Here is a 15,823-nt window from a genome sequence, read left to right as displayed (position 1 = left end):
GCCTTTTTCGTTTGGGCGCAGAAATAAAATGGGCACAATTGTGCCGTATCGTGGTCCACCCTTCCAGCACCGCCAGGTGGAAGAAACATGAAACTTCCCCTATAGATAATGCGTCCGAGCCCGATAAATGATCAAACGGGTTAATATATTCCGAATTATTTTTGTATAGGGATTGGTAACTTGACTGGATACCTTCATCCTGTTGCGCACAATCCACGAGGTGATTGATGCGCCCCGACTCGCCAGAACTGCCTGATACCGTGACTGCCCCACATCCGTTGAACCCAAGCAAAATGCGCTGGCTGGAGCTGCTGAGCAAGTACCGCCAACCCATTGGCCTGGTCGTTACCCTGCTGCTGTTCGGCATCGCGCTGATCGCCTGCCGCCATCTGCTCGCCGAGCTCGACATCTATGCCTTGCATGACTCGGTCGTGGGTACGCCGACCGCCTCGCTGATCGGCGCACTGGCGGCTGCGGCTGCCGGTTTTGTGGTGTTGCTGGGCTATGAATGGTCGGCCAGCCGCTATGCCGCCGTGACCTTGCCGCGCAAGACACTGGTGCTGGGCGGCTTTACCGCCTTCGCCATCGGCAACGCCATTGGCCTGTCGCTGCTGTCGGGCGGCTCGGTACGCTATCGCCTGTATGCCCGCCATGGTGTGGGCGCAGCCGAAGTGGCGCGCATGACCCTGTTCGCCAGTCTGTCGCTGGGTTGCGCACTGCCGCCGCTGGCTGCACTGGCCACCCTGAGCAACCTGCCGGCCGCGTCCGCTGCGTTGCACATGGGCCCTGCCCTGCTGGGCTGCATCGCCGGCGCCGTCCTCGCCGCCACCTTGCTGCTGGCCACCGGCATCTATCGCCGCCGCCTGGGCGAACAGCCCATTGCCGACAACCTGATCGTCAAGGTCGGCCGCCGCACCCTGCGCCTGCCCGGCGTGCGCCTGACCCTGCTGCAACTGGTGATCACTGCGCTGGACGTGCTGGCTGCGGCCACCGTGCTGTACCTGCTGCTGCCCGAAGCACCACCGTTCGGCGCCTTCGTGCTGGTGTACCTGCTGGCCCTGGCGGCCGGCGTGCTCAGTCATGTACCGGGCGGCGTCGGCGTGTTCGAAGCCATCCTGCTGGCCGCGTTCGCAAATGAGCTGGGCGCCGCGCCCCTGGCTGCCGCACTGCTGCTGTACCGCCTGATCTACGTGATGCTGCCGCTGCTGCTGGCCTGTATCGTGCTGCTGGCCACTGAAGCCAAGCGTTTCTTCTTTGCCCAGCAAGCCATTCGCGTGGCCTCGGGCCTGGCAGCGCCGATCCTGGCCTTGCTGGTGTTCCTGTCCGGCGTGGTGCTGCTGTTTTCCGGCGCCACCCCCGAGATTGATACCCGCCTTGAACACCTGGGCTTCCTGATCCCGCACCGCCTGATCGACGCCTCGCACTTCGGTGCCAGCCTGATCGGCGTGCTGTGCCTGCTGCTGGCCCAGGGCCTGCGCCGGCGCCTGTCGGCGGCCTGGATGCTCACCACCACGCTGCTGTTGGTGGGCGCGCTGCTGTCGCTGCTCAAGGGTTTTGACTGGGAAGAGGCCAGCCTGCTGATCTTCACCGCTTGCCTGCTGGCCATTTTCCGCCGCTCGTTCTACCGCCCCAGCCGCCTGCTGGAGCTGCCGTTCTCGCCGTTCTACCTGATGGCCAGCGCCTGCGTGGTGGGCGCGTCGATCTGGCTGCTGCTGTTCGCCTACCAAGACATCCCCTACAAGCATCAACTGTGGTGGCAGTTCACCCTGGACGCCGACGCCCCGCGCGGCCTGCGTTCGGCACTGGGCAGCGCCGTGCTGCTGGTGATCGTGGCCCTGACCTGGCTGCTGCGCACCGCACGCCCCACCATCCACCTGCCCGATGCCGAGGAGCTGGACAAGGCGGCGAAGATCCTGATGACCTCCGACCAGCCGGACGGTGGCCTGGCGCTGACGGGTGACAAGGCGCTGCTCTTCCACCCTAAGGACAACGCCTTCATGATGTACGCCCGCCGCGGGCGCAGCCTGGTGGCCTTGTATGACCCCATCGGCTCCACCCAGCAACGGGCGGAAATGATCTGGCAGTTCCGCGACCTGTGCGATTTCCACCACGCCCGCCCGGTGTTTTACCAGGTACGTGCCGAGAACCTGCCGTTCTACATGGACATCGGCCTGACCGCGATCAAGCTGGGTGAAGAGGCCCGGGTCGACCTGGTGCGCTTTGACCTGGAAGCCAAGGGCAAGGAGATGAAGGACCTGCGCTACACCTGGAACCGGGGCACTCGCGACGGCCTGTCGCTGGAGATCCACGAACCGGGCCAGGCGCCGCTGGACGAGCTGAAGGTGATTTCCGATGCCTGGCTGACCGGCAAGAACGTGCGGGAAAAAGGCTTCTCCCTGGGCCGTTTCAGCCCGGAGTACCTGCAGCATTTTCGTATTGCAATCATTCATTTCGAGGGACGCCCCGTGGCGTTCGCCAACCTGCTCGAGACCCACAGCCATGAGCTGGCCAGTCTGGACCTGATGCGCGCGCACCCCGAGGCACCAAAGCTGACCATGGAGTTCATGATGGTCGGCCTGATTCAACATTATAAGAGTCATGGTTACGCACGCTTCAGCCTGGGCATGGTGCCGTTGTCGGGCCTGCAACCGCGTCGTGGCGCACCCTTGACCCAGCGCCTGGGTTCGATGGTGTTCCGCCGGGGCGAGCAGCTCTACAACTTCCAGGGCCTGCGGCGCTTCAAGGACAAATTCCAGCCCGACTGGGAACCTCGTTACATGGCCGTGCCTGCAGGACTCGATCCGCTGGTGGCACTGGCCGATACTGCCGCCCTGATCGCGGGCGGCCTGACTGGATTGGTGAAACGCTGATGATTCGACGCAACTGGCGTAAAGGCCTGGCGGCCGTGGTGGTGGTGATCGCCGGCGCCGCGGCGGTGTACTGGTACATGAACCGCCCTGCCCCCGCGCCCCTCCTGGAACAAGTGAAGCTGGACGATGGCAACATCGCCACGCTGGTGACGCCTGGCACCCGTATCAAGGCCCGCGTGGTGCTGTCGGTGCCTGCCGAGCAGGCGCTGACCGACAAGCAGCTGACCGACCTGAGCAAGGACGGTTCGGCCCAGCTGGTGCAGGTGCTGCTGGCCAAGTCGGACTGCGACGAGCAGGAAAACGACATCAAGGGTGCCATGCAGCACCTGGACGGCCCGGCCACCGTGTTCGGCGGCATTGGCTCCGGCGCTGCCGAAGCCTGGTCGTGGCTGGCCAAGCAGACCGATGACAAGGCCGTTGCCGTGTCGGTGGGCTTCAGCCTGGAACAGCCTGGCTGCGCCACCCCGCTGCCGAAGAAGGCCGATCATGGCCACTGGGTCGTGGCCTGGAACGACAACCCGGATGACGCCAGCGCTTCCTTCGTGCGCGACACCCCCAATGCCGAGACCAGCATCAGCGACTACGACGTGCACTTGCCACAAGTGCTCAAGAACGAGCTGACCAAGCTGCTGGTGGGCGACAACAAGGACGCCCTGAGCATGCCGGTGGTTGAAGTGCCAGCAGGCCAGGCCACCGACACGGTCACCCTGTTCCTGTCCGGTGACGGCGGCTGGCGCGACCTGGACCGCGACGTGGCGGGCGAGATGGCGAAGATGGGCTACCCGGTGGTGGGCATCGACATGCTGCGCTACTACTGGCAGCACAAGACCCCGGAGCAAAGCGCCGAGGACCTGTCTGCACTGATGCTGCACTACCGTCAGAAGTGGGGCACCAAGCGCTTCATCCTGGCCGGTTATTCGTTCGGTGCGGACGTATTGCCGGCCACCTACAACCGCCTGCCGGCCGAAGACCAGAAGCGTATCGACGGCGTGCTGTTGCTGGCCTTCGCCCGCAGCGGCAGCTTCGAGATCGAGGTTGAGGGCTGGCTGGGCAACGCCGGCAAGGAAGCCCCGACCGGCCCCGAGATCGCCAAGATGCCGCAGAACAAGATTCTGTGTGTGTATGGCGTGGAAGAAGCTGACGAGACCGGCTGCACCGACAGCAAGACCTTCACCGGCGAGAGCCTGAAGCTGCCTGGCGGCCACCACTTCGACGAGGACTACCCGGCCCTCGCCAAGAAGCTGATCGATGCCATCGAGAAGCTGCAGGGCAAGCCACCGGTGGCCAAGGCGAACTGAGTTCGGCCCGGCCAACAAAAAGCCCCCGCACCTGTGAAGGTGCGGGGGCTTTTTTGTGCCTGCTGTCACCGCCCTGCAGCCGCTGCCGAAGGCTGCGCTGGCCCCATGCCTCACTGAGGATCTTCAGGGTTCACACAGGCCAGCGCAGCCTCGCGGCAGCGGCTACATCACGTGCAGCACCACCCGTAGCCGCTGCCGAACGCTGCGCTGGCCCCATGCCTCACTGAGGATCATCAGGGTTCACACAGGCCAGCGCGCCTGGCGGCAGCGGCTACAGGTTACATCTCCACCTGAGTACCCAACTCAATCACCCGGTTAACCGGCAACTTGAAGAAGCGCAGGTTACCGTTGGCATTCTTCAGCATGAAGGCGAACAACCCTTCACGCCACCGCGCCATGCCCACCAGCTTCGACGGGATCACGGTCTCGCGGCTGAGGAAGTAGGTGGTACGCATCGGGCTGAAGTCCAGGTCATCCAGATGGCACAGCTTCAGCGCGCCCGGCACGTCCGGCTCGTCCATGAAGCCATAGTGCAGAATCACCCGGAAGAAGCCTTCCCCGTAGGATTCCACCTCGAAACGACGGTTGGCCGGCACGCGCGGGTCATCTTCGTTGACCACGGTCAGCAATACCACCTGCTCGTGCAGCACCTGGTTGTGCAGCATGTTGTGCAACAGCGCGTGCGGCACGGCGTCGGAGCGCGCGGTGAGGAACACGGCGGTACCCTGCACACGATGCGGCGGCTGCACGCGGATGCTGCTGATAAAGATCGGCAACGGCAAAGCGCCTTCGTCGATGCGGTCCACCAGCAACTGCTTGCCGCGCTTCCAGGTGGTCATCAGGATGAACAGCGCACTGCCGGCCAGCACCGGGAAGGCGCCGCCCTGAACGATCTTGGGCACGTTGGCGGCGAAGAACATGCCATCCACCAGCAGGCACACGCTCATCACCGGCACGGCGAAGAACGGCGGCCATTTCCACATCAGCAACATCACCGCCGACACCAGGAAGGTGGTCATCAGCATGGTGCCGGTTACCGCCACACCGTAGGCCGAAGCCAGGGCGCCGGAAGACTCGAAGCCCAGCACCAGCAGGATCACGCCGCACATCAGCGTCCAGTTCACCGCACCGATGTAGATCTGCCCCTGCTCGTCGCTGGAGGTGTGCTGGATGTGCATGCGCGGGATATAGCCCAACTGGATCGCCTGCTGGGTCAGCGAGAACGCACCGGAGATCACCGCCTGGGAGGCGATCACCGTGGCCACCGTGGACAGACCGATCAGCGGCAGCAGCGCCCAGTTCGGCGCCAGCAGGTAGAACGGGTTGCGCGCGGCCTCAGGGTCGGCAAGGATCAACGCGCCCTGGCCGAAGTAGTTGAGCACCAGCGCCGGCAGCACCAGGATGAACCAGGCACGGGCAATCGGCTTGCGACCAAAGTGGCCCATGTCCGCGTACAGCGCCTCGGCACCGGTCAGCGCCAGCACCACGGCGCCCAGCACGGCCACGGAAATACCGAAGTGGCTGGCAAAGAAGCGCACGCCCCACATCGGGTTGATGGCCTTGATCACCTCCGGCTGCTGGGAAATGCCATAGGCGCCCAGCACCCCGAGCACCACGAACCAGGTCACCATCACCGGGCCGAACAGCTTGCCGATGCGCGCGGTACCGTGGCGCTGGATCAGGAACAGGCCGATCAACACGATCAGCGCCACCGGCACCACCCAATGGCTGATGCCATCGAAGGCCAGCTCAAGGCCCTCCACCGCCGACAGAACGGATACCGCCGGGGTGATCATGCTGTCACCGTAGAACAGCGCCGCACCGATCAGGCCGCATACCACCAGCATGCCGCTGAGCCGCGGGTAACCTGCCGAAGCGCGACGCGCCAGCGCGGTCAGGGCCATGATGCCGCCCTCGCCCTGGTTGTCGGCGCGCAGCACGAACAGCATGTACTTGATCGATACTACCCAGATCAGCGACCAGAAGATCAACGACAGAATGCCCAAAACGCCATCGTGATTGCTGGGAATCCCATAGCCACCGGAGAACACCTCCTTGAGGGTATACAACGGGCTTGTACCGATATCGCCGTAGACTACCCCGACGGCCGCCACCAGCATCGCGATCGGTTTTGCCGACGAATGCCCCGTGCCTGCCTGACTACTTGCCTGAACCATCAACCACTCCTACAACCTTGGACTTTGGGTGTTTCAAAATACTTCGGAACGCAACGCGGCGAAGCATAGCGCAGCACTCGTCGTATTTCCCTGCATAAAGCTGGTCAAGTGGCTTTCTCGTCGCTAGAATTGCGCACTTTTTGATCAGAGGCGCGTAAAGCGCCCGTCAGGGCTGCCACTGGCAGCTCTAATTAACACCGAGGTTAGTCATGTCCACCACTCCCGCGCCGTCCGCCCCAAAGGTTGGCTTCGTCTCTCTGGGCTGCCCCAAGGCCCTGGTCGACTCCGAACGCATCCTGACCCAGCTGCGCATGGAAGGCTATGAAGTCGTGCCCACCTACCAGGACGCCGACGTCGTGGTCGTCAACACCTGCGGCTTCATCGACAGCGCCAAGGCCGAGTCCCTGGAAGTGATCGGCGAAGCCTTGGCCGAAAACGGCAAAGTGATTGTCACCGGCTGCATGGGCGTGGAAGAAGGCGCGATCCGCAACGTGCACCCCAGCGTGCTGTCGGTCACCGGCCCGCAGCAGTATGAGCAGGTGGTGAACGCGGTTCACGAAGTGGTGCCCCCGCGCCAGGACCACAACCCGCTGATCGACCTGGTGCCGCCGCAAGGCATCAAGCTGACCCCGCGCCACTACGCCTACCTGAAGATTTCCGAAGGCTGCAACCACAGCTGCAGCTTCTGCATCATCCCGTCCATGCGCGGCAAGCTGGTCAGCCGCCCGGTGGGTGACGTGCTGAGCGAAGCCGAGCGCCTGGTCAAGGCCGGCGTCAAGGAACTGCTGGTGATCTCCCAGGACACCAGCGCCTACGGCGTGGACGTGAAGTACAAGACCGACTTCTGGAACGGCCGTCCGGTAAAGACGCGCATGCTGGAGCTGTGCGAAGCGCTGAGCAGCCTGGGCGTGTGGGTGCGCCTGCACTACGTGTACCCATACCCGAACGTCGACGACATCATCCCGCTGATGGCCGCCGGCAAGCTGCTGCCGTACCTGGACATCCCGTTCCAGCACGCCAGCCCCAAAGTGCTGAAGCTGATGAAGCGCCCGGCCTTCGAAGACAAGACCCTGGCGCGCATCAAGAAGTGGCGCGAACAGTGCCCGGACCTGATCATCCGCTCCACCTTCATCGTCGGCTTCCCGGGCGAGACCGAAGAAGACTTCCAATACCTGCTGGACTGGCTGACCGAAGCGCAGCTGGACCGCGTTGGCTGCTTCCAGTACTCGCCAGTCGAAGGCGCCCCCGCCAACGACCTGGACGCCGCGATCGTGCCTGACGACGTCAAGCAGGACCGCTGGGACCGCTTCATGGCCCACCAGCAGGCCATCAGCGCAGCCCGTCTGCAGATGAAGATCGGCCGTGACATCGAAGTGCTGATCGACGAAGTCGACGAACAGGGCGCCGTGGGCCGTTGCTTCTTCGACGCGCCGGAAATCGACGGCAGCGTGTTCATCGAAGGCGCCGAAGGCCTGAACCCGGGTGACAAGGTAATGTGCCGCGTGGTTGATGCCGACGAGTACGACCTGTGGGCCGAGCGCATCTAAGCGCCCTGCTCCCTGAAAAAACCTGCCCCAGCGGCAGGTTTTTTTATGCCCTGCACAAACCTGTAGCAGCTGCCGCCAGGCTGCGTCCGGCCGCAACACGGTATCGCCTGCTGACGCGGCCTCACGGCCGCTGCTACAGTCAATGGAGGATCAAGGAGAGACCGACATGGGCAAACATCTGGTCGTGCACACCCCCCGGGCCAACGACTACGCAGAACTGACACGGGTATGGGAAGCCTCGGTGCGCGCCACCCATCACTTCCTGCCCGACAGCTACATCATCCTGCTGCGCGAACTGGTGGAAAAACACTACCTGGACGCGGTGATGCTGATCTGCTGCAAGGACGAGCGCCAGCGCATCACCGGCTTTGCCGGGGTGGCAGCCGGCAAGGTCGAGATGCTGTTCATCCACCCCGACCATCGCGGCCAGGGCGTGGGCAAGCGCTTGCTGCATTTCGCCCTGGACAACCTCAACGCCGACCAGCTGGACGTCAACGAACAGAACGAACAGGCATTCGGCTTCTACCTGAAGCAGGGCTTCGAGGTAGTGGGCCGCTCGGAGGTGGATGGCATGGGCCAACCCTACCCGCTGCTGCACCTGCGGCGCGCGCAGCGACAATCTGCGCGGGCTTAACCGCCGCAGGGCGGTTACACTAGCGCCCTTCTTTCGTTACGGCTGCTGTCATGTCTGATCCCATTCGCCTTTCCAAACGCCTCATCGAACTGGTCGGGTGCTCCCGCCGCGAGGCCGAACTGTTCATCGAAGGGGGCTGGGTGACGGTAGACGGTGAAATCGTCGACGAGCCACAGTTCAAGGTGGCCGACCAGGTCGTGGCCCTGAGCCCCGACGCCAAGGCCGAGCAGCCTGAGCCCGTCACCCTGCTGCTGCACCAGGAAGCCGGCCAATCGCTGGAGCAGGCCCTGGCCAGCCTGGAAGCCGCCTCGCTGTCCACCGAGCACAGCTACAGCAAGCGCCCGCTCAAGGGCCACTTCCTGCGCCTGACCTGTGGCGCCGAGCTGCAGGCCAAGGCCAGCGGCCTGCAGGTGTTTACCCAGGACTGGAAAATCCTGCGCAAACTGACCGCCGACGCGGCCAAGATCGAGCAGGAATACGTAGTCGAAGTCAGCGGCCAGATGGCCGAACACGGCCTCAACCGCCTGATCCATGGCGCCATGCACAAAGGCAAGGCGCTGCCGGCGGTCAAGGCCAGCTGGCAGAACGAGACGCGCCTGCGCATCGCCATGAAGAACCCGCAGCCGGGCATCATCGCCCAACTGTGCGCCAGCGTCGGCCTGACCGTGGTGGGCATGCGCCGCATCCGCGTAGGCGGCGTGTCGCTGGGCAAGGTGCCGGCGGGCCAATGGCGCTACCTGGCCGGCAACGAGAAGTTCTGACCCTCTTTTTTTCGCAACACTCGGGATTTTCACCATGATTCACAATGATGTACTGCGCAGCGTGCGCTACATGCTCGACATCAGCGACGCCAAGGTAGTGGAGCTGATCAAGCTTTCGGGCCTGGAAGTCACCAAGGACGACGTCATCACCTACCTCAAGAAAGACGAGGAAGAAGGTTTCGTGCACTGCCCTGACCTGGTCATGGCGCACTTCCTGGACGGCCTGGTGTTCTTCAAGCGCGGCAAGGACGACAGCCGTCCGGCCCAGCCGATCGAGACGCCGGTCACCAATAACGTCATCCTGAAGAAACTTCGCGTGGCTTTCGAGCTCAAAGAGGATGACATGCACGCCGTGCTCAAGGCCGCCGAGTTCCCGGTGTCCAAGCCTGAACTGAGCGCGCTGTTCCGCAAGGTCGGCCACAACAACTACCGCCCGTGCGGCGACCAGTTGCTGCGCAACTTCCTCAAGGGCCTGACCCTGCGAGTGCGCGGCTAAGATCGACGCATAATAGCCGCTGCCGCCAGGCTGCGCTGGCCATCGCCCACACTGGAGATCTCCAGCGTACAGACGGGCCAGCGCAGCCTGCGGCAGCGGCTACGCATAAACAACTCTTTGAGGTATGCCGAGATGATTTCGCGTTTGTTGCTCGCAATCGCGCTTTCCCTGCCCCTGGTTGCCACTGCCGGCCCAGCCCCCTGGTACAAATGGCAAAGCATCACCCAGAACGGTGCCATGGTTTGCTCCCAGACCAACCCCGGTGCCGGCTGGCAGCGCATGTCCGGCCCTTATGACAATGCCGGTTGCCGTTGACCCCTGCCCATGACCTATAGCGTTTCCCCAATCGGCTTTGTCCGTTCCTGCTTCAAGGAAAAATTCGCCATCCCCCGCCAGCCGCAATTGGCACCCGCCGCCCGGGGGGTGCTGGAGTTGGTGGCGCCTTTCGATCAGGGCGATGCCGTGCAGGGCCTGGAGCATGTCAGCCACGTATGGCTGCTGTTCCTGTTCCACCAGGCGCTGGAGGACAAGCCACGCCTGAAGGTGCGCCCGCCGCGCCTGGGCGGCAACAAGTCCATGGGCGTGTTCGCCACCCGCGCCACTCACCGCCCCAACGGCATCGGCCAGTCGGTGGTGCGGCTGGAGAAGGTCGAGGCGGGCAAGCTGTGGCTATCGGGCATCGACTTGCTGGACGGCACACCGGTGCTGGACATCAAACCCTACGTGCCCTACGCCGACAGCCTGCCCCAGGCCCGCAACGACATGGCCAGCGGCGCGCCTGAGGCGATTGCCGTGACCTGGGCTGATGCTGCCTTGGTGCAGGCCCATGGCCACGCCATGCGCCTTGCAGAGCCCTTGGTGGAACTGATTGAACAGTGCCTGGCCCAGGACCCGCGGCCGGCGTATCAGGTGCCGGCGCCTGAGCGGGAGTATGGGGTGCGGTTCTGGGATGTGGAGGTGCGGTGGCATTATCCGACGCCCGATACCATCCGCGTGCTGGAGGTAGTCCCCGCGTAGCCTGCGGCAGCGGCTACAAGCGGTGAGCACAAAAAAACCGCCCAAATGGGGCGGTTTTTTTATGGGGCGAGGCTTACTTCTCGACGAAGGCGCGCTCGATCAGGTAGTCACCCGGCTCGCGCATACGCGGCGAAACCGTCAGGCCGAAGCTGTTCAGCACTTCGCTGGTCTCGTCCAGCATGCTTGGGCTGCCGCACAGCATGGCGCGGTCGTCCTGCGGGTTGATCGGCGGCAGGCCGATGTCGCTGAACAGTTTGCCACTGCGCATCAGGTCGGTCAGGCGGCCTTCGTTTTCGAACGGCTCGCGGGTCACGGTTGGGTAGTAGATCAGCTTGTCGCGCAGCGCTTCACCGAAGAACTCGTTCTGCGGCAGGTGCTCGGTGATGAACTCCCGGTAGGCGACTTCGTTCACGTAACGCACGCCGTGGCACAGGATGACCTTTTCGAAACGCTCGTAGGTTTCCGGGTCCTGGATCACGCTCATGAACGGCGCCAGGCCAGTGCCGGTGCTCAGCAGGTACAGGTGCTTGCCTGGCTTGAGGTCGTCGAGTACCAGCGTGCCGGTGGGCTTCTTGCTGATGATGATCTCGTCGCCTTCCTTCAGGTGCTGCAGCTGGGAAGTCAGCGGGCCGTCCGGCACCTTGATGCTGAAGAATTCCAGATGCTCTTCCCAGTTCGGGCTGGCGATGGAGTACGCGCGCATCAGCGGGCGGCCGTTGGGCTGCTGCAGGCCGATCATCACGAACTGACCGTTCTCGAAGCGCAGGCCCGGGTCGCGGGTGCACTTGAAGCTGAACAGGGTGTCATTCCAGTGGTGGACACTGAGTACACGTTCGTGGTTCATGTTGCTCATGTACGGGGGCTCCTCAGAAAACGCGTGCGCCGAACGAGAGCGCGATTGCGCAATATTCTAGCCGCAGCGACAATATCTGTTAATTGAATTATCAAGATATGGGTTATCGGTTATATAGATATGCGATTTACTCTACGTCAGCTCCAGGTGTTCGTCGCCGTGGCGCAGCAGGAAAGTGTCTCCCGCGCCGCCAGCCTGCTGGCGTTGTCGCAGTCGGCCGCCAGCACCTCCATCACTGAACTGGAGCGCCAGTCCAGCTGCCAGCTGTTCGATCGCGCCGGCAAGCGCCTGAGCCTCAATGCCCTGGGCCACCAACTGCTGCCCCAGGCCGTGGCCCTGCTGGACCAGGCCAAGGAAATCGAAGACCTGCTCAACGGCAAGTCCGGCTTCGGCTCGCTGGCCGTGGGCGCCACGCTGACCATCGGCAACTACCTGGCCACCCTGCTGATCGGCAGCTTTATGCAGGTGCACCCGGAAAGCCAGGTAAAGCTGCACGTGCAGAACACCGCCAACATCGTGCACCAGGTGGCGCACTACGAAATTGACCTGGGCCTGATCGAAGGCGACTGCAACCACCCGGACATCGAAGTGCAGCCCTGGGTGGCCGACGAGTTGGTGGTGTTCTGCGCGCCGCGCCACCCGCTGGCGGCCAAGGGCCGGGCGACCCTGGAAGAACTGACGCACGAGGCGTGGATTCTGCGTGAACAGGGGTCAGGCACGCGCCTGACCTTCGACCAGGCCATGCGCCATCACCGCTCGCTGCTCAACGTGCGCCTGGAACTGGAACACACCGAAGCCATCAAGCGCGCCGTGGAGTCAGGCCTGGGCATCGGCTGCATCTCGCGCCTGGCCCTGCGCGATGCCTTCCGCCGCGGCAGTCTGGTGGCGCTGGAAACCCCCGACCTGGACCTGACCCGCGAATTCTTCTTCATCTGGCACAAGCAGAAGTATCAGACCCAGGCCATGCGCGAGTTCCTCGAGCTGTGCCGCACCTTTACCGCCGGGGTGCGACGCAGCGACGAGATCGTGCTGCCGACCATCGCCTGATCAGAGCAGGATCACGCCCCACACCAGCGCGATCATGCACAACACCACGAACTGCGCGGCGCTGCCCATGTCCTTGGCATTCTTGGACAGGGGGTGGCGGTCCAGGGAGATGCGGTCGATGGCCGCCTCCACCGCCGAGTTGAACAGCTCGACAATCAGCGCCAGCAGGCACACCGCGATCAGCACGGCGCGCTCCACACGGCTGACGTGCAACAGGAAGGCCAGCGGTATCAGCACCACGTTGAGCAGCACCAGCTGGCGGAACGCCGCTTCGCCGACGAATGCGGCGCGCAGGCCGTCCAGCGAATAACCCGTGGCGTTGAAAATACGTTTCAGGCCGGTCTGGCCTTTGTATGGGGACATGACAAATCAACTGTTGCAGGAGAAAAGGGGCAAGCTAATTCAGCTTTTGTCAAAAAAGTGTGAAGGCAAAATGCCTTACGACGACGAAATTGACTCAAGTTGTTGCAGCAACAGCGCCGCCTGGGTCCGCGTACGCACCCCCAGCTTGCGGAATATAGCCGTGACGTGGGCCTTGATGGTGGCCTCCGACACACTCAACTCATAAGCGATCTGCTTGTTCAGCAGGCCTTCGCAGACCATGGTCAGCACGCGGAACTGTTGCGGGGTGAGGCTGGCGAGCCCTTCGCTGGCCGCCTTGGCCTCGGCGCTGACGCTGACGGCCTCGAACGCTTGTGGCGGCCACCAGACGTCGCCATCCAGCACGTTGCGCACCGCTTCCTGGATCACTTCCAGCGGGCTTGATTTGGGGATGAAGCCGCTGGCGCCGAATTCGCGCGCGCGCACCACTACCGCGGCTTCTTCCTGGGCCGAGACCATCACCACCGGTACCTGCGGGTATTGGCCGCGCAACAGCACCAGCCCGGAGAAGCCATAGGCGCCGGGCATGTTCAGGTCGAGCAGCACCAGGTCCCAGTCGGCCTTGGCGTTGAGTTGGGTTTCAAGCTCGGCGATGCTCGCCACTTCCACCAGACGGGTGTCGGGCCCCAGGCCCAAGGTCACGGCTTGGCGCAGGGCGCCACGGAAAAGGGGGTGGTCATCGGCTATCAGGATGTCGTATGTGGCCATCGATCTAATGATCCTGTTCTGTGCAGGCGCGCAAGGAGTCGGCCCCTGCCGAGGCGACCCGAGCTTTATTTTAGCGCCAACTCACGGTCTGTTTGGCGATTGCGGCAGTTCAGGTGCTCGGGTCGGCGCCAAGGATGCCGACGGCTGACAGGGTGGTCAAGTTTGGCGCTTTGCGGCTAAAGTCGCATCCCTTTTCGTGCAAGCGCCCTGGGGCGCGGTTCACCCCCTTCCAACAAGAGAAAACCCATGCGTCGCCAAGCCCTGCGTGCTGACCTGCTGATGTTGTTGACTGCCATGATCTGGGGATCGGGCTTCATTGCCCAGACCCTGGGCATGAACCACATTGGCCCCTTCCTTTATTCCGGCCTGCGCTTTGCGCTGGGCTCGCTGTGCCTGCTGCCGCTGGTGATTGGCCGCCGCACCAGCCAGCCACCGCGTGAACCGTTCATGACCCGCGGCCTGTGGATCGGCGGCGTGGTGATGGGCTTGGCCTTGACCCTGGGCATCAACCTGCAGCAAGTCGGGCTGCTGTTTACCAGCGTCACCAACTCGGGGTTCATCACCGGCCTGTACGTGATTGTGGTGCCGGTGCTGGGCATGTTGATGGGCCACAAGACCGGCACCGGCACCTGGCTGGGCGCCGGGCTGGCAGTGGCGGGCATGTTCCTGCTCAGTGTGGGCGACAACTTCCAGGTGTCGTCCGGGGACTGGCTGCAATTGATTGGAGCGTTCGTGTGGGGTGCCCACGTGGTACTGGTCGGCATCTTCGCCAGCCGGCATGACCCGATTCGCCTGGCCTTCCTGCAATTTGCCACCTGCGCGGTCGTGAGCCTGCTGCTGGCGCTCGTGCTGGAACCGATCGGGCTGGACGCCATCATCGCCGCCGGTCCCGCCCTGCTGTATGGCGGCATCGTGGCCGTGGGCATTGGTTACACGTTGCAGGTGGTGGCGCAAAAAGACGCCATTGCCTCCCATGCGGCGATCATTCTGTCGCTGGAAGCAGTGTTCGCGGCCATTGCCGGGGCGTGGTTGCTGGGCGAGTCGTTGCAGATGCGGGGGTATGTGGGGTGTGCGCTGATGCTGGCGGGCATGTTGATTGCGCAGTTGTGGCCGCAGCGCGCGCCGGCCGCTGCCACTGCGTAACCGCTTCGCCGCTAAATCGCTCAACCGCTCAACCGTAGCCGCTGCCGCTGCCGAAGGCTGCGCTGGCCGTGGGCCCCACCGGAGAGAGTCGGGGTTCTGGCGGGCCAGCGCAGCCTGGCGGCAGCGGCTACGGTTGAGCGGGTTTACGGGTTGCGGGTTAGGGGTTACTGGTTTCAGGGCTGTAGGGACTGCAGGCGTTGGTGGACCTCGTCCTGCTCGTCGAGCGGCAGTTGGAACTTGGCGGCCAGGTAATGGCCGGTGAATACGTCCAGCCAGGTATCAAGCACAGCGGCGGCGTGCTGATCACCAGCCAACTCCAGGCACAACGCCGCCACTTCAGCCGTGCAGAAATGGTCATCACGCTTGGAGCGCCGCAGCTTGTAGCGCGACAACTGATCACTGGCCAGGCTCAGCACCGGAAAGCGCGCCAGGTACGGGCTTTTGCGGAACATCTTGCGCGCCTCGGTCCAGGTCGCATCCAACAGGATGAACAACGGGCGTTTGCCCTGTTGAGGCTCCACGTGCGTTACCACGCGCTCGGGCGCCACGAACTCGCCCGGGAAGACAATATAAGGCTGCCATTGAGGGTCATCGAGCAACGCCATCAGTTGCGGATCGACCTCGGTGCGCGACCAGATGAACGCCTGGGTGTCGGGCAATATGTCGGCGATCAACCAGCCGGTGTTGGACGGCTTCAGCGGCTCGACATCGTGCATGATCAGGCACACGGCCGCCTGCGCATCGACCGTCGGGCGGAATTTGCACAGGCAGTAGTCGAAGATCACCCGGCAGCCCGGGCAGCGCGGCGCGCGCGAACCACGGTTGACGAAAGGCTTGACGCAACGGGCCAGACGCTCGGCGCGCAGGCGGGAAACAGCATGGGACATGGGC

The 15,823-nt window shown here is 63.6% G+C and carries 15 protein-coding genes; 10 read left to right on the top strand and 5 right to left on the bottom strand.

Translation table 11 applies throughout. The features are described from left to right. Nucleotides 1-293: 293 nt before the first annotated feature. Together mprF and ACZ9GA_RS03400 are read left to right on the top strand one after the other, a co-directional pair. Nucleotides 294-2,870, top strand: a complete 2,577-nt coding sequence (gene mprF, locus ACZ9GA_RS03405) for a bifunctional lysylphosphatidylglycerol flippase/synthetase MprF (RefSeq protein WP_457363586.1) — start codon at nucleotides 294-296, stop codon at nucleotides 2,868-2,870. Next, nucleotides 2,870-4,168 carry a virulence factor family protein gene (locus ACZ9GA_RS03400; RefSeq protein ID WP_457357082.1) on the top strand — a complete coding sequence of 433 codons (1,299 nt, stop codon included), beginning with the start codon at nucleotides 2,870-2,872 and terminating at the stop codon, nucleotides 4,166-4,168. The genes mprF and ACZ9GA_RS03400 overlap by 1 nt, the downstream gene beginning before the upstream one ends. Before the next feature lie 278 nt (nucleotides 4,169-4,446). On the opposite strand, the gene ACZ9GA_RS03395 is transcribed toward ACZ9GA_RS03400, so the two are convergent. Next, nucleotides 4,447-6,345 carry a potassium transporter Kup gene (locus ACZ9GA_RS03395; RefSeq protein WP_457357084.1) on the bottom strand — a complete coding sequence of 633 codons (1,899 nt, stop codon included), beginning with the start codon at nucleotides 6,343-6,345 and terminating at the stop codon, nucleotides 4,447-4,449. Nucleotides 6,346-6,554: 209 nt separating this feature from the next. On the opposite strand from ACZ9GA_RS03395, the gene rimO reads away from it, so the two are divergent. The 6 genes from rimO to tsaA all read left to right on the top strand — a co-directional run bounded on the left by rimO (nucleotide 6,555) and on the right by tsaA (nucleotide 10,800). After that, the gene (rimO, locus tag ACZ9GA_RS03390; protein WP_457357086.1) at nucleotides 6,555-7,892 is read left to right on the top strand and encodes a 30S ribosomal protein S12 methylthiotransferase RimO; all 1,338 of its coding nucleotides are present in this window, start codon (nucleotides 6,555-6,557) and stop codon (nucleotides 7,890-7,892) included. 166 nt (nucleotides 7,893-8,058) lie between these two features. Then, on the top strand, nucleotides 8,059-8,526 hold the full coding sequence (locus ACZ9GA_RS03385) for a GNAT family N-acetyltransferase (protein ID WP_457357088.1): 468 nt from the start codon (nucleotides 8,059-8,061) through the stop codon (nucleotides 8,524-8,526). A 50-nt stretch (nucleotides 8,527-8,576) separates the two neighbouring features. Continuing rightward, a complete protein-coding gene (locus tag ACZ9GA_RS03380; protein ID WP_457357090.1) occupies nucleotides 8,577-9,287 on the top strand; it encodes an rRNA pseudouridine synthase in 711 nt (236 codons plus the stop codon). Nucleotides 9,288-9,321: 34 nt separating this feature from the next. Then, nucleotides 9,322-9,783 carry a YehS family protein gene (locus ACZ9GA_RS03375; RefSeq protein ID WP_457357092.1) on the top strand — a complete coding sequence of 154 codons (462 nt, stop codon included), beginning with the start codon at nucleotides 9,322-9,324 and terminating at the stop codon, nucleotides 9,781-9,783. Nucleotides 9,784-9,915: 132 nt separating this feature from the next. Continuing rightward, nucleotides 9,916-10,098: a hypothetical protein gene (locus ACZ9GA_RS03370; protein ID WP_455924350.1), complete on the top strand. Its 183-nt coding sequence runs from the start codon at nucleotides 9,916-9,918 to the stop codon at nucleotides 10,096-10,098. A gap of 9 nt (nucleotides 10,099-10,107) precedes the next feature. Beyond that, a complete protein-coding gene (gene tsaA, locus ACZ9GA_RS03365) occupies nucleotides 10,108-10,800 on the top strand; it encodes a tRNA (N6-threonylcarbamoyladenosine(37)-N6)-methyltransferase TrmO (protein ID WP_457357094.1) in 693 nt (230 codons plus the stop codon). Nucleotides 10,801-10,873: 73 nt separating this feature from the next. On the opposite strand, the gene fpr is transcribed toward tsaA, so the two are convergent. Continuing rightward, nucleotides 10,874-11,653: a ferredoxin-NADP reductase gene (fpr, locus tag ACZ9GA_RS03360; RefSeq protein ID WP_002554680.1), complete on the bottom strand. Its 780-nt coding sequence runs from the start codon at nucleotides 11,651-11,653 to the stop codon at nucleotides 10,874-10,876. Between the two features lie 120 nt (nucleotides 11,654-11,773). Between fpr and ACZ9GA_RS03355 the strand changes: the two genes are divergently transcribed. Beyond that, nucleotides 11,774-12,700: a LysR family transcriptional regulator gene (locus ACZ9GA_RS03355; protein ID WP_457357096.1), complete on the top strand. Its 927-nt coding sequence runs from the start codon at nucleotides 11,774-11,776 to the stop codon at nucleotides 12,698-12,700. Here ACZ9GA_RS03355 and ACZ9GA_RS03350 read toward each other — a convergent pair whose 3' ends face one another. Together ACZ9GA_RS03350 and erdR are read right to left on the bottom strand one after the other, a co-directional pair. Next, nucleotides 12,701-13,063: a diacylglycerol kinase gene (locus tag ACZ9GA_RS03350; protein WP_416422881.1), complete on the bottom strand. Its 363-nt coding sequence runs from the start codon at nucleotides 13,061-13,063 to the stop codon at nucleotides 12,701-12,703. A gap of 75 nt (nucleotides 13,064-13,138) precedes the next feature. Continuing rightward, a complete protein-coding gene (gene erdR, locus ACZ9GA_RS03345) occupies nucleotides 13,139-13,789 on the bottom strand; it encodes a response regulator transcription factor ErdR (protein ID WP_027978785.1) in 651 nt (216 codons plus the stop codon). Nucleotides 13,790-14,035: 246 nt separating this feature from the next. On the opposite strand from erdR, the gene ACZ9GA_RS03340 reads away from it, so the two are divergent. Next, complete coding sequence (locus ACZ9GA_RS03340; protein WP_457357098.1) at nucleotides 14,036-14,932, top strand: DMT family transporter; 897 nt, start codon at nucleotides 14,036-14,038, stop codon at nucleotides 14,930-14,932. 173 nt (nucleotides 14,933-15,105) lie between these two features. Here ACZ9GA_RS03340 and ACZ9GA_RS03335 read toward each other — a convergent pair whose 3' ends face one another. After that, nucleotides 15,106-15,819 carry a tRNA-uridine aminocarboxypropyltransferase gene (locus ACZ9GA_RS03335; RefSeq protein WP_457357100.1) on the bottom strand — a complete coding sequence of 238 codons (714 nt, stop codon included), beginning with the start codon at nucleotides 15,817-15,819 and terminating at the stop codon, nucleotides 15,106-15,108. Nucleotides 15,820-15,823: the final 4 nt, after the last annotated feature.

The sequence above is a fragment of the Pseudomonas sp. TE3644 genome, from assembly GCF_056278815.1.
Note: the sequence above shows the minus strand (reverse complement) of the source record. Positions and strands in the feature narration are given on the sequence as shown.

Bases quoted from the DNA above. Each gene is read 5' to 3' on its own strand.
- ACZ9GA_RS03395 (WP_457357084.1), bottom strand. From the start codon at position 6,345: ATGGTTCAGGCAAGTAGTCAGGCAGGCACGGGGCATTCGTCGGCAAAA.
- ACZ9GA_RS03350 (WP_416422881.1), bottom strand. From the start codon at position 13,063: ATGTCCCCATACAAAGGCCAGACCGGCCTGAAACGTATTTTCAACGCC.
- ACZ9GA_RS03370 (WP_455924350.1), top strand. From the start codon at position 9,916: ATGATTTCGCGTTTGTTGCTCGCAATCGCGCTTTCCCTGCCCCTGGTT.
- erdR (WP_027978785.1), bottom strand. From the start codon at position 13,789: ATGGCCACATACGACATCCTGATAGCCGATGACCACCCCCTTTTCCGT.
- ACZ9GA_RS03380 (WP_457357090.1), top strand. From the start codon at position 8,577: ATGTCTGATCCCATTCGCCTTTCCAAACGCCTCATCGAACTGGTCGGG.
- ACZ9GA_RS03355 (WP_457357096.1), top strand. From the start codon at position 11,774: ATGCGATTTACTCTACGTCAGCTCCAGGTGTTCGTCGCCGTGGCGCAG.
- fpr (WP_002554680.1), bottom strand. From the start codon at position 11,653: ATGAGCAACATGAACCACGAACGTGTACTCAGTGTCCACCACTGGAAT.
- tsaA (WP_457357094.1), top strand. From the start codon at position 10,108: ATGACCTATAGCGTTTCCCCAATCGGCTTTGTCCGTTCCTGCTTCAAG.
- ACZ9GA_RS03340 (WP_457357098.1), top strand. From the start codon at position 14,036: ATGCGTCGCCAAGCCCTGCGTGCTGACCTGCTGATGTTGTTGACTGCC.
- ACZ9GA_RS03400 (WP_457357082.1), top strand. From the start codon at position 2,870: ATGATTCGACGCAACTGGCGTAAAGGCCTGGCGGCCGTGGTGGTGGTG.
- ACZ9GA_RS03375 (WP_457357092.1), top strand. From the start codon at position 9,322: ATGATTCACAATGATGTACTGCGCAGCGTGCGCTACATGCTCGACATC.
- mprF (WP_457363586.1), top strand. From the start codon at position 294: ATGCGCTGGCTGGAGCTGCTGAGCAAGTACCGCCAACCCATTGGCCTG.
- rimO (WP_457357086.1), top strand. From the start codon at position 6,555: ATGTCCACCACTCCCGCGCCGTCCGCCCCAAAGGTTGGCTTCGTCTCT.
- ACZ9GA_RS03385 (WP_457357088.1), top strand. From the start codon at position 8,059: ATGGGCAAACATCTGGTCGTGCACACCCCCCGGGCCAACGACTACGCA.
- ACZ9GA_RS03335 (WP_457357100.1), bottom strand. From the start codon at position 15,819: ATGTCCCATGCTGTTTCCCGCCTGCGCGCCGAGCGTCTGGCCCGTTGC.